Origin of the sequence: Colwellia sp. RSH04 (genome assembly GCF_003545765.1) — a bacterium.
Lineage (GTDB): Bacteria > Pseudomonadota > Gammaproteobacteria > Enterobacterales > Alteromonadaceae > Colwellia.
Window position 1 is genome coordinate 12,265 of record NZ_QXIO01000011.1, and the last position, 13,555, is coordinate 25,819.

General features: G+C 34.4%; 7 protein-coding genes and 1 tRNA gene. 1 reads left to right on the forward strand and 7 read right to left on the reverse strand.

Features of this window, described 5'->3' with window-relative positions; genetic code table 11:
* Window positions 1-365 precede the first annotated feature (365 nt).
* Together D1094_RS15395 and D1094_RS15400 are read right to left on the reverse strand one after the other, a co-directional pair.
* Window positions 366-1,118 (reverse strand): hypothetical protein, encoded by a 753-nt coding sequence (locus tag D1094_RS15395; protein WP_118961005.1) that lies wholly within the window; start codon window positions 1,116-1,118, stop codon window positions 366-368.
* The gene (locus tag D1094_RS15400; RefSeq protein ID WP_118961006.1) at window positions 1,115-6,427 is read right to left on the reverse strand and encodes a site-specific integrase; all 5,313 of its coding nucleotides are present in this window, start codon (window positions 6,425-6,427) and stop codon (window positions 1,115-1,117) included. Before D1094_RS15400 ends, D1094_RS15395 begins: the two co-directional genes overlap by 4 nt.
* Window positions 6,428-7,062: 635 nt before the next feature.
* On the opposite strand from D1094_RS15400, the gene D1094_RS15405 reads away from it, so the two are divergent.
* Window positions 7,063-7,139, forward strand: a tRNA-Met gene (locus D1094_RS15405).
* Between the two features lie 157 nt (window positions 7,140-7,296).
* Here the strand turns inward: D1094_RS15405 and D1094_RS15410 are convergent.
* From D1094_RS15410 to galK, 5 genes are all read right to left on the reverse strand, one after another.
* The gene (locus tag D1094_RS15410) at window positions 7,297-8,808 is read right to left on the reverse strand and encodes a hypothetical protein (protein ID WP_118961007.1); all 1,512 of its coding nucleotides are present in this window, start codon (window positions 8,806-8,808) and stop codon (window positions 7,297-7,299) included.
* A gap of 192 nt (window positions 8,809-9,000) precedes the next feature.
* Window positions 9,001-9,960, reverse strand: a complete 960-nt coding sequence (locus D1094_RS15415; RefSeq protein WP_182440212.1) for an aldose epimerase family protein — start codon at window positions 9,958-9,960, stop codon at window positions 9,001-9,003.
* A 291-nt stretch (window positions 9,961-10,251) separates the two neighbouring features.
* On the reverse strand, window positions 10,252-10,611 hold the full coding sequence (locus D1094_RS15420) for a DUF2750 domain-containing protein (RefSeq protein ID WP_118961096.1): 360 nt from the start codon (window positions 10,609-10,611) through the stop codon (window positions 10,252-10,254).
* A gap of 134 nt (window positions 10,612-10,745) precedes the next feature.
* Window positions 10,746-12,305, reverse strand: a complete 1,560-nt coding sequence (locus tag D1094_RS15425) for a sodium/sugar symporter (protein ID WP_118961009.1) — start codon at window positions 12,303-12,305, stop codon at window positions 10,746-10,748.
* A gap of 86 nt (window positions 12,306-12,391) precedes the next feature.
* Window positions 12,392-13,555 (reverse strand): galactokinase, encoded by a 1,164-nt coding sequence (gene galK, locus D1094_RS15430; RefSeq protein ID WP_118961010.1) that lies wholly within the window; start codon window positions 13,553-13,555, stop codon window positions 12,392-12,394.

The window sequence follows — 13,555 nt, forward strand, 5'->3', positions numbered from 1 at the left end:
TATAAGCTCAATTGTTAGACTACTTTATGACTAAATAACAGACCAGGTAGTATGCTGTAAAGTTGTTACTTGGCCTTTGCCGACAGATTGTGTGATCATTCCAATATCGAACTAGAACGTTTCAAATGAAGCTGAATCGGATTTTGTAGTGTTTATTTAGCTGAAATCCTTGTTTGGTAAAGGATACAAAGAACTTCGTAATATAAGTGTTGAGAATGAGAGCTGTATTAATTGAAGAGATACACTCTTTTGAGTCGTTCAACTAAGTAAAATGCATACTCTGAAATCGAGTTTTTAACCCACCGTCTTTAGACGGTGGTTGTTTAGTTTAATTAACTATTTAATACATTCCTTACTCAGGAAAATTAAAAAAGATCTTGTTCTATAAATTTAGACTCTTCAATTGAAATTAATTCTCCTATTATGCTTTTGGCGTTAGGTCTTGGTGTTTTATAGCGCAATGTTATATCAACTAATCTCCTGTTTTTTCCAAGTTCAATGACATCATCCCAGAGTTCGGGCTTATGAACAGCTAGCTCTGCTACGACATTTTTATGATCATTCGTCGTTTTAAAAGTAGCACTACGAGATTTGAGGAATTCAGGGGTGTTAATTGTGCAAAACAACAATTTATCTTCAATAATTTTTCCTTCGTTACTTTCCAGTTTAGGGCTTGGTAAAATCTCAACTTTCTTACCACTTTCATGGGTTAATTCCAGTGATTCACTCTTTAATTTTGAACGAAGGCTCTGTAGTTTTGAAATACGTCCTTTATTTTCTCGATCAAGCTCAGAAGCTTCTGTCTCTTCCCCTTTCTTAACATGTTCCACATACTGATCAACAATAGCCATATCGTTAGCAATATAGTCAAAAATCTCTTTTGATAGATCAGGGGGTGGGATTAACTGAGAGGCATAATCAGTTTCTTCAAATTGTAGTGAGATACTTTCATTTGAAACACACAAGCTATACTTTTCGTGCCCAACAAATCGTTTTTTTTCTATTTCAAAAATGCTCTCAATATACTTAGCATCTTTATGAAACTTTTTAGGTTGAGTGATTTTTAAATGTCCAGCATCATTCTTTTCAATATAGTTTACTTTAACTTCAATACTCATGCTGCCTCCTTACGGCTAGAGTTATTAACATCTATCCAAAGCGTTAATAAAAATAGGAGATGTTGAATTCTGTTATCAGTTTTTGTTCTGTTTGGTGAGTTAGCTGGAAAATACTTGGCTAATACACCTTTTCGCTTTCCAAAAGCTGTTTTCACCCAATATTCATGGATCAGATTTGTTTTGTAGTCAAGTTTTTCGATAAACTGGAGAAAGTCATCAGATCTAGTTTTATCTATTAGTAAACCTTCTTTAGTGTAGTTTTTAAGCCAGAACTGACTAATTTCTTCAAGCTGTACTATATTTTCTGTTTGTTTAGCCAGTTTTGAAATAAGCGCTTGAAATACATCTTGACGTATGAATTTGCAATATGTTTGATGGTTTTTACTGTTAATTTCAAACAGCAAACATTCATTGTTATGCTCTAGTTTTACGCCGCGATAGCCATTTTTCAGCATAATGTTAAGAGCTGAATCAACAACACCCTGTGCAAAGGCAAAATCTACATGTAACTTTTTGGCAATATCTAATGTAGTGAGAGAGTTTTCCTTGAGCCTGATAACTCTTTCGATATCATTAAACTCTCGAATGACTTGGTTAGGTAATTTGACTTTTAACGACCTCAACCCAACAACATTAGCAACAGTTTTTACTTCAATACCTTGTACTTCTGTAAAGTTTCTGATTATACGGTCTTTAATTGCTTGATAGCCTCTTAACTTGTCCTTGGTGTACATACGATCAACAATTTTATATGCGTTTGTTCTTGATATGTCAGTGAGGTTAGCTAGTTCACTGATAGATACAGATCTGTCAATGCACTTCTCGTTTTCAGCAGCAGAAAAAATATCTAATGTATGAATATAGTTTCTCAAGGTTGTCTCAGGACTAACATGACCCATGATTAGCGCGATAGCATGCATTACTTTTTCTTTTTCAAAAGAGTTGCCAATAAGCATATTTTTTAACTTATTTGAAAATATGTCTAAATCAGTAGTACGAGCCCATGCTTTAATCTCTTGATTAATGCTGGATGAGTAAAAGCTATTATTCATAACTAACATCAGATAATTTGCAAAGCTGTGTCTGGCATGCTTTAGTTTTAACGTGTTATCACCAGTAACTAGTCTCAGTGCTTCTCTAATACGATCTAAATTTACTTGCAGTGATTTGGCACTATGCATGTTCGTTTTATCGCTAAATAACCAAGCAGATTCATTATCAGGGTAATATTGTTTGACAGTTTCTAGGTGCGCTTTAATTAATGTTTTTTCACTATCAGACAAAAGTAATGATACTGCAACACGGCGATTGGACGTTCTGGTTTTTAACCGGTGTAAATAACAACTTTTGACATGAATTACCCAGTCATAGATATCAATATCATCTATGTGTAAAAAGCAAGCTTCTCCAGTACGTAACCCTCCTCGATAACAGAGCATTAAGATAATTTGATTTATGTTTCTGTTGTATTCGTCTAACTCTTTGTCATTAGCAAGTAATGTTAATGCTGCTTGGTATTCTCTGAATGAGATAATATTTGCGTCACTTGGCAAGTTTTTGTTGTTGATGTTAGGCTCTATTTCAAACCAATCGACAGTATTGACATCAAATCGTTGTTGAAGAAAATTGTGAAAGTTTCTGAATATACCTGAACGATGAATCCGACTTTTTTTACTACGAGAATCTAGTGTTTGAATATAAAGCTCTTCATATTCATGAGCATCAAGGGAAAAGAATGACGTGCTGTGTGCATGCTCTAACAGTGGTTTGGCTACAACAGACAAATAACTTTGTACTGTACTTAAAGCTGTTGATTTTCGTTTCTGTCTCCCTGGCCTAATAGATACTTCTATTAACCAAATGATAGTGGCTATCACGACATCTTCGATATCAGTTGATTGCTGAACTAGTGCATTTACATTATTTTCTTCTTGATTTCCTATGTAGTTTGCCCAAGTAGAGATTATACGCCTTTTGATTTTAGCTCTAGGATCATGACTTATACCTTGAGCAGTTAAATCGGCACTAATTTCCTTGATCAAGCCTAATGATTTTTTATAATTAGCTTTTTTATTATATTCGGCTTCATAACAACCAATAAGTCCATCATTATCGGTAAATTCAGTGCTTGAGCTAATGTGTAGTGGTATATCAGACAGCCACCTTGCTAGCTTTTGAGGTGGAAGGTTAGTCGTTTGAATTTTGTTATTTTGATACGCATGACTAAGCGAGCAATTAACATCATTTCTTGAGAGGCAGATAAACTTTGCTACATCATCAATAGCCTTTAATTTAACAAAGTTAGCTTCCTTTCTTGTGCTTAAAGTTGATAATATTTGTCCTATACAGGATTTAAATAGGTGCTTCAAGGTAGGGATACTTTGAGATGCGTTTCTATAGTCGCTATGTTTTTTTATTAACAACAGTGTGCTGGTATCAACGATAACTCGAGTGTTTCTGTCATTGAAGTCTTTTAGTTCAAAGAAACAAATACTTTTTTCCAAAAAAGGTTTTTGGATGATTTTTAGCAAATTTTCTTTGGTAAATGGTACGTTCAATTTACTGTAGATAATGAGGCTGAGCCATATTTTTACTAAATGAGTGTTAGCTGTTTCTTCATTAACAGCCTGTTTTCTTATCCAATCGCGGATAGATTTATGAAGGCTATTACTTTGACGCATGATATGAATAACATCGTTGCTCATATGTAAATCGTTAAAAGTGTTTTGTAGACCAACCCATGTCTTGTTTTTATGTATTTTATCCAAATAACGGTTTAGTAAGTAAATGCGCTCATGTTTTTTTATTTTTGTATTACATGCCGATAAAGCTTGAGTTATTAATTTGTCTCTAGCTGCTTCAAAGGTATCATCACTCTTTAAGTTTTTAAGCTCAGCATTGATAAGAGCTCTTACCCATAGCAACTTTTCTCTTACCGATATTTCCGGTGTTTTTTGTAAATGATTAGGAATGTAAGATTTGACTTCTTGATTTATTGGCACTTGAACACAAGGACCTTTAATTGGTTTGATATTAATAGGCTGCAAGTCTATTTCTGTTAATAAAGCTTCTATTGGTGCTGCCATTGAAGTGATGTCTGATATTGAAGCACAAGAATAATTGGAGAGCACATGCTCTTTACTACCGATATGTCCCATCAATGATTTTAAATGTTCATACTGTCCATTTTCTCGAATTTTAAAAGACCAAAGGTGTCTAAAAAAATTAAGTGGCAAATTGAGTTCAGGTGCTAAATAGACTTCGACATCGCTTTTGCCAATGGTCTTAATGTGTTTGTTATTATCAATAAGACATAAAAAAGGTTGGTTGTAATCATAGTCGTCATAAATACGAGCAATATTCTTAGCTAAATCGGGTTCTTTTTGCTTTAGTAATTTTGCTGTTACTTTTGCAAAGTTTCTATATGCTTGCCATTGTATTTTCATTGACTCACAAAGCGGAATTATTCGACATGAATTTTCATGATGATAGGCTTTATCAGAGAGTAAAATATAGCCTGCCTTTTCATCAATAGTGTATTTTGTAAAACCAAACTCTATTCGGGGGCGATGAGCTGTTGCTGCCAGAAACAGCAGCGTTGTGTAACAAGAAAAGGCATTGAATCGTGAGATAATATCTTCGATGCTAAGGTTTTCTGTATCAATCAAGGTGAGTAATTCTTGTCGACGTTTTTTTAAAAGAAACGCTAATTTTTCAATATTTAATGGCATTTGACTGCCTGAAAAGTTTATATCTTGAGGGACTATTGCCGATGCATTTATGAACTCAAACCCCAGTTCTTCTACTACTTCAACATAATCATTTGCTATTTTATCGACTGAGGCAGAGATATAGTACAGTGACGTTGTTGTGTCGTATTCGGTATTTGCCAGAATCAGAGATGCGTATGCTCCATCAAATTTATGATTGAATTTATCAAACAAAAGTACTCTACATGCGGCGGCAGTTATTTTTCGATAGATGTACTGATTACTAGCAAACTTGTTTAATATATTCGAAACATCCTCATTGGCTGAGCCGTTAAGTTTGAGGATATTCTTTAATGGCGAGCCATTATATTTTCTATCTCCACACAAATTAATTAATGCGTTATTAATTACCGTAGGCAAGGGGAGATTAACGTGTGATTGATAACTTTTTAAGAAACCCTTATCTTCGGCACTTGGCGAATAACACATCGGCATTTGAATGCTTTTACGTACCCATACGCCTTGAGTTAAATCAATAAAGTCTTCATCAGGTTTTGTGGTATCAACGCTCGTATAAATTTTCAGATCTTGACAATAGTCTATGTTCCTTGATGTCAACACAACGAGTGAAACTAGAATAGATACAGATATTTGCTCTCCGCTAGTTAATTGGTTATTTAGAAATTCGACTAATAACTTTGCTTCTTTATTAGAGAGTGAGTTAGTCCTAAAAGGTAGATGCATTTTTTCAGGCGTTGATAATTGACAGCCATATAAGTAAGACGCTTTTTTAGTTTGAAAACTGACCTCTTTATTTACTGATGTGACTTCAACCATTTCGTTAAACGCATCTTCTGCATCAATATCGTCATCATTTGTGAAGACAATGTACTGTCTTATTTTTGTTTTATTGAGTAACACAAAAGGTGTTTTATCATCTTCGTTAGCATACTTTTGTTCGTTTAGTAACTCATATACCTTTGACCAGGTGTTGGCAAATTGTCGTTCAAAAGGAATCCAAGATTTTTCCCTAATTCTCTCGATCAATATTCCAATTTGAGTAAAACTTAGTGAGCCCTCTTTAACACCACCTTTTAGGAAAGTACCGCCTTCAGCATATTTACGTAAAAGTGTTGCAGCATTTTCAATAATTTTATTATCGTTGCTAGGCAGTTTTCTTTTTACCTCAATGAGTATGAAAGTTAATAAGTCGAGTAGATACTTTTTACTCGTTTGATTTTTATTGGTTTGTGATATTGGTGCTGCGAGCAGTGCAGATAGTGGATAGTCCCCTATCCGAAGAAGAATTTCATTTTTATGCGTATTAATTGAAGGAGTGCTATTTTGAAAACAATCGGTATCAATCGCTCGTTTTAGCTGAATACAAATGTTTCCATATTCTTTTTTTAACCCATAGGGCAAGTCATTTATGTTGGAGGCAACGTTATAAACTTGAAACACTCGTTCAATGATCTTTGTAGCACTAGTAAAGTCTGCGGTTAAATCAACCGTATTAAACACTTCACCCAATACTGAGCGTTGAATACGCTCGTCCTCATTGAGGATTTCATGAAATAGTTTGTGCTTTATTTCTCCCATCACTTCACCAATAACTTAATTATTTGTGAAGTGATGGGAGAGAAGGACTTTGCCTTATTTGTTAAAACATTTGTTTCCATATTAGTTTCCTTACTTTTTATTATCGATTGATAATTAATCATTCCATGATCGGGTAGATACTATCACATCAAAAGGCAAGAGAATTTTTCTAAACAGTGATTAGTTAAATATTTGTTTAGGTTTTTTCTTAATTATTTGTTTATTAAGATTTTTTTTAAGGTTGTTAAATCAGAATAAATTTTTTAATGGTTTATCGTTAAAAAATGAAGGAAATTAAGAATGGTGACATTCAAAGTAAGTCATTTGGTATAATATTGTGTTAATGTCGCTTACTGCATAGTATATGAATAGTTAAGTAGTTTGATTTTGTGCCATACAAAGGTTACTTTTAAAAATGACATACTGTAAATGTGTCACACATTCATTTATTAAAACACTGAAAAATAAAGTATAAATTTAACAAGTTGATTTTAAGTGCATAAAGGTAAGTCTAGGTAAGTCAAAAAAAAAAGCCTCATAACCCGAAGTTCAAATCCAGCTCCCGCAACCAATTCTTAAGTACAGAATTAAAATAGACTTAGCTTTCTTGATAAAATCTTATCAAGTAATTCGGACGCGGGATGGAGCAGCTTGGTAGCTCGTCGGGCTCATAACCCGAAGGTCGTTGGTTCAAATCCAGCTCCCGCAACCAATTTCAATCATAGATATAAAGAAGTTGGATCACTCTTTATAATACAAGTGCTCCTATAGCCAATTTATACATCCCTTTAGACATTCTTTCTATTACGAAAATTAACCTTATCCATTTCAATACTATTAATTTTCTCGCTTGGACAATATAAGTATGCTTATTTAAATGCGTCTAATTGTAATGAATCAATAAAATATTGTGCACTATTCTTATCCATTTGATTAAGCACTTGTTCGTAAAGTTTACTTTGATGTTCTTTGTCACTTAATAACTCATTAACGTGCGCAATAACTTCTTTACCTTTACTATCATTATGGCAAGCGACATATGTCATCAATTCATTACCAATAGCTTTATCTAGTGTGAAACTGACTAAAGAGTCTTTTTTGGCAGTTGGTTGTAACTTGCTAATAATACTAGGGTAAATAATTAAGCCATCTACCCTACTATGATTAAGCATTGCTAATAATTTGCTATAGCTCGCATCATCAATTGAAATAATACGGCGAATATTTTTTTCTGAAAGCTGCTTTTTCAGCTTATCGCGAATATTATAGTTATCTTTAATTAAGATCCTTATTTTTCGGTCAGAATTCAATAACGTTTCTATGCTGATTGTCTGTTTCTGAATATAATTCTGAACATGTTTTTCCATTTGGCTATTTCTAACAACATAAAGCCTAGGCACAATATAACTATTAACTGCGCGTGAATAAATAACTTGGCTATTCACTTCTCTCGATTTTCTAACGTTAATAGAACAAGAACCTTGTGCTTCAGCAATCTTTTTTTTAACTGCACTCGCGCTATTCATTTTTATATCAAAATCAAGTCTTTCTAAAGAGCTGGCAAAATAATTTGACATAGCTAACTCCCATTTAGGGACTTGTAATTTTTGAGTATCTTGATCAAAGATTTTAGGCACTAAATACCAATTTATTGAAGGTTTATTGTGTTTATTTAAGTTGGCATGCTGGTATGCAACTTTAGATTTATAAAAAGATGATAATTGATTAGCCTTTAATAATAAGGTCATCTTCTCATCATATTTGTTTTTTAACATTCGACCTTTGCTGTCATTAGCGAATGCCACTTGAATGAGCGTTTCAGGGAGCCACTCTTGGCTAATTAAAGAACTATGAGAATCAGCTAACCTTAAGTTGTATGAATAGACTAAGGCGGCATCAATTCGTTCATTTAAAATAAGCTTATCAATGCCTTTTATACTTTCAACTTCATAGTAGTTACTCTGCAAGGGTAAAGCTGACTCAAGACCTCTTTTTGATTTACCTGCAATAATTTTATCTGCAAAGCCTGAAGGGTTTTGTGTATCAAGCTGCCCTTCTTTGTAAAGAATATGAATGGGATATTCGACATCAATATGTTGTTTAGCCAGCAACCAAGATTCATCAATAGCTCTTTTACTTGCAATATAAATATCTGAATTATCAATTTGATTTTTTCTTTCCTTGGAATGACGAGATAACACTTGAAGTGTTAACTGAAAATTGTCGCCATAGATAGCCTTCATCAATTGCCAATAAGTTCCAGTGCCATCAATATTGGCTTTTTCTGATTTTTCTTCAGTAACAACAACAAGTTCTACCTGCTCTTGAGCAGCCAAATTTGCACTATAAAACAATAAAAACGCAACCAGTAATACATTCAAAATGCAATAACTCTTAAGATTAAGAAAGGCTTAATAATTAACTAACTACCAATGACGCATGAAGCATCACTTCAATAAATTTAGTTTAAAAATGCCAATATTAGAACTTATTTAATGTTAATTCGATGACTTATTAACTTTTTTTTATACTTGCCAATATGGACTATCGACCTACCAGTATGGCTACATGTGTTAAAAAGCACTAAATTGATAAACTATTTCATGAATATATTCTTCACCTGCTTTTAATTCTGACGAAGGAAAGTCTTTTCTGTTTGGCGCATCTGGCCAATATTGCGCTTCTAAACAAACACCTTGGCGAGGGCTAAATGGTGTAGATAAAAAGTTACCTGTATACACCTGCACACCAGGAAGCGTTGTATATAGAGAAAGTTTTAATCTAGTTTCCGGTGATAGTAACTGAGCAGCTAAAACCAATGCCTTTTCAGCTTGGTTAGCTAAAACAAAGCAATGATCTAAACCATTAGCTTGCTGAATTTGTTCATGCTCACTTAACAAGGCATGATGAATAGGTTTAGTGTCGTTAAAGTTAAAAGCGTTATGATTACTTACTTGCTGTTTTGTTAATGGTATTCCTTGTTTATCTATCGACAAAAAGGAGTCAGATACTATTTCTAGCAGGTGATTGTCTATGCTAGCTTGTGGAGATTCTAAATTAAAATAACAATGGTTCGTCAAATTGACAACTGTATTACGGTCTGTACTTGCTCGATAGTTTAGGCGAACTTGATTATCTTCAACCTGTATTTTCAACCATACTTCTAAATTACCGGGAAAGCCCTGATCGCCATTTTTTGAAAATAAATATAACTCAATTGCGTTGGGCTTCACCTCTATTACTTCCCATATTCGTTTACTGAAGTTATCTTTGCCACCATGCAAGCAATGAGCACCTTGATTTGCATTTAACGTACTCTCTTTACCTGATAACTTAAATTTACTTTCTTTGATTCGATTAGCAAAACGGCCTACTGTCGAGCCTAAATAAAAGTTATCATTAAAATAATCATCTGGCTTTGTATAGTTAAGTGTGAGTTCTTGCTCATTAAAACAAATACTTGTAATCGTTGCCCCATACGGAATAACGGATACAACTAAGCCTTTATTGTCTGATATTTGATACTGTTTCAAGATTATCTACCTGTATTAAAACATCTACTAAAAACATGTATTATGTAACTTATAAATATTGAGAGTGTTTAATTTAAACGGCTCCGTACTTCTGTTGAGGTGCTTTGTTGGTAGAGTAAATCGCTTATTTATATAGTGTATTTACTTGTTTGCCATTTAATGGCGATATAGATTAGCGAAAACGAAAAGTCATTAATACATATAAAATAAATTGAAAGTCGGTACAGCCTTTAATAGCTGTACCTGAGAATGGGGAAAGATGTGTTTTATTAAAAAGCACACCTACACGTTCTAAAGTGCTTCGATTTCAGCAACTGCTTGAGAAAAATCACCTAGTTCCATTTCTAAACACTCTTTTTCATCTTGCCAGTTAATACCAATAATAACGTCATCTTCATGTAAATCAGCAATCCAAAACTCTAGCCAATCAGCTAAAGTGATTTTAGCCGGTTGATAATCTTTCCATTCATCAAAGCAATGCTCTTGAGCAAGCGCACTGTTTGACCAAAGAGGCATAACTTCTGACTCTTCATAATTAATAGAATCAAGAACAACCCAGTCACCGCTAGACTTATCTTGTAATGCCCAAACAGCTTGATTAGGTTTAACATCGGCTAAAAATTCAGCTAATATTTGCGTATGATCAGTCATAATAAAACTCATAAAAAGAAGTTACGTCATTATAGTCAATTTTTTAACTTCCTACACAGCTAAATAAAGGATATTGACACTAAAAAATATAAAAAGTGCTAACTACTAATCAATGGAGTTAGCACAACTAAATATTACCACCACGTAGCGTATAAAATACAAAGAATAACGGTTACACCCAATGCTGCTAAATTGAATGAGCTCGTGGTAGCAAAGCTTACACTTTCAACATCAACACTGTTATCAGTGCAGGTTGCTTTACTAAATTTAGAAACAACAATGGCAAGCACTAAACAAAGCAAGAAGACTAAACCTATTCTGTCCATAAATGGCAATTCAGGCCATAAAGCTCTTAATGCAAATGAAAAGACTGCTGAGCCAATCGCTGCAGCTAATGCTCCTTTTGATGTTGTTTTCTTCCAGAACATGCCTGTTAAGAAAATCACCACAATACCCGGTGTAAATACGCCCGTGAATTCTTGTATATATTGAAAGGCTTGATCGAACTTTCCTAGTAAAGGCTCTGCCATAAATAGTGCAATAACCAAGCTAACTAACGTTGCAACACGACCGATGTAAACATAGTGCGTCTGTGACTTATTAGGCTTTATCTGCTTGTAAATATCCATGGTAAATATGGTTGAAATACTATTAGTCATCGAAGCAAGTGAAGAAACAATCGCGGCAACTAGTGCCGCAAACACTAAGCCTTTAATACCAACGGGCATTAACGACATCATTGAAGGATATGCTTGATCTGGCGTGGTTAACTCTGGGTATAACACTACTGCGGCAATACCGGGTAAAACGACAATGAGTGGCATTAAAAGTTTTAAGTAGGCAGCAAAAGCGATACCTTTCTGAGCTTCTTGAATATTTTTCGCTGCGAGTGCACGTTGAATAATGTACTGATTAAAACCCCAATAACTAACATTCATCACCCACATACCACCAATTAACACTGATATGCCAGGTAAACTCATATAGTTGCTATTATCACTAGATAAAATCATATCAAAGTGACCGGGTAGTTTATCAGTTAAAATGCCAAAACCAGCAAATACGCCTGCCCCATCAGCCACTTTATCTAGCGCCAAGTAGCTTAATAGTAAACCACCAAACACTAATAAAACCACTTGCAAAATATCGGTATAAGCAACCGCTTTCAAGCCACCATAAAGCGAATAAGCAATAGAGAAAACAGCTAGGAAGATCATACCATACATCCAATCAACGCCCGCAACGGTTTCAATAGCTAAGCCACCTAGCCATAAAACTGCAGTAAGGTTAACAAAGATATATACCGCCAACCAAAACAACGCTAACGTCGTTTTCACTTTATTATCAAAGCGTTGTTCTAAATATTGCGGCATAGTGAAAATTTCATTTTTCAAAAATATAGGCAACAAATATTTACCAACTAAAATTAAGGTAATCGCCGCCATCCACTCATACGAGGCAATGGCTAAACCAATGGCATAGCCTGAGCCAGACATACCAATGATTTGCTCAGCTGATATATTTGATGCAATAAGTGACGCGCCAATAGCCCACCAAGGCAAAGATTTACTTGCTAAAAAATAATCCTCTGTATTTCGTTCATGATTTTTTTCATTACGCGAAATGTATAAGGCTAGCAAAAGCAAACCACTGACATAGGCAATAAAAATAGAAATGTCTACTGTGTGTAACATAGTTATTGTTCTCTTATTGTTATAATTATTTTGCTGTTAATTTTCAGATCTTAAATGCGTAATAGCTCTGCATATTATTAGGTTTACTATAAACTAAACGCACCTTGTTCTGCTGTACATATATAAATACTGGGCTTAATACCTGTTTTTTGAAAGTAGTTATCTTCAATAACTTGTTTAGCCTTTATTTGTAAATCTTGGGGTAATATCGCGACAACACAGCCACCAAAACCGCCACCAGTCATCCGCACACCACCTTTGTCTTTCACGACGTTACTTAATAACTCCACTAAATAATCTAACTCTGGTGTTGTTACTTCAAAGTCATCTTTTAGAGATTGATGTGAATCTGCCATTAAACGACTCAATAACTTCATATCATGAGTATTTAAAGCCGTTAATGCTTCAAGAGTTCTTAAGTTCTCAGATATAACGTGACGGGCTCTTTTGTAAAGTACACTCTCTAGCGACTGTTTATTCTCATTTAATTCATTTAACGTAATATCTCTTAACGCTGAACGCTTAAAATATTGAGCTACAGCTTCACACTGTTGTCTACGAGTATTATATTCACTAGAAACCAGCTCTCTTTTTACGTTAGAGTTCACAATCATTAATGTAATGTTTTCAGGAATTTTTGCAAACTGGTAACTTAATGCACGACAGTCAAGCAACATCGCATGAGATTTTTGACCTAATGCTGATATTAACTGGTCCATAATGCCGCACTGACAACCAACAAAGTTATTCTCCGCTTTTTGACCTAATTTGGCCGCATCAATACCAGATAAAGATAAGTTAAATAAATCTGAAAATGCTTTTAAAAGAGCTATTTCAAAAGCTGCTGAAGAGCTAAGACCTGCGCCTTGAGGGACATTACCACTAATAAAAAGGTCTACCCCTGAGACACTATTCTTTCTTGGTGATGACTTAATAAATTTAAGGAGCTCTATCACCGTTCCGCGAACATAATTGCTCCACGTATCTTGCTCATCAAAAACTATTTGAGATAAGTTAAAACTTACTGGCTGATTATCAATATCAATGGCAATGACATTGATAACAGAATCTTGTCTTTTTGATGCAAGCACATGCGTACCAAAATTAACGGCTGCTGGCAGCACAAAGCCATCATTATAGTCGGTATGATCGCCGATTAAATTAACACGGCCTGGCGCATACGCAACAACCTCTGCTTCTTTGTTATATGCTTGAAAAAATTGCTGTAAAAGCGATTTTTGTAACGTCAT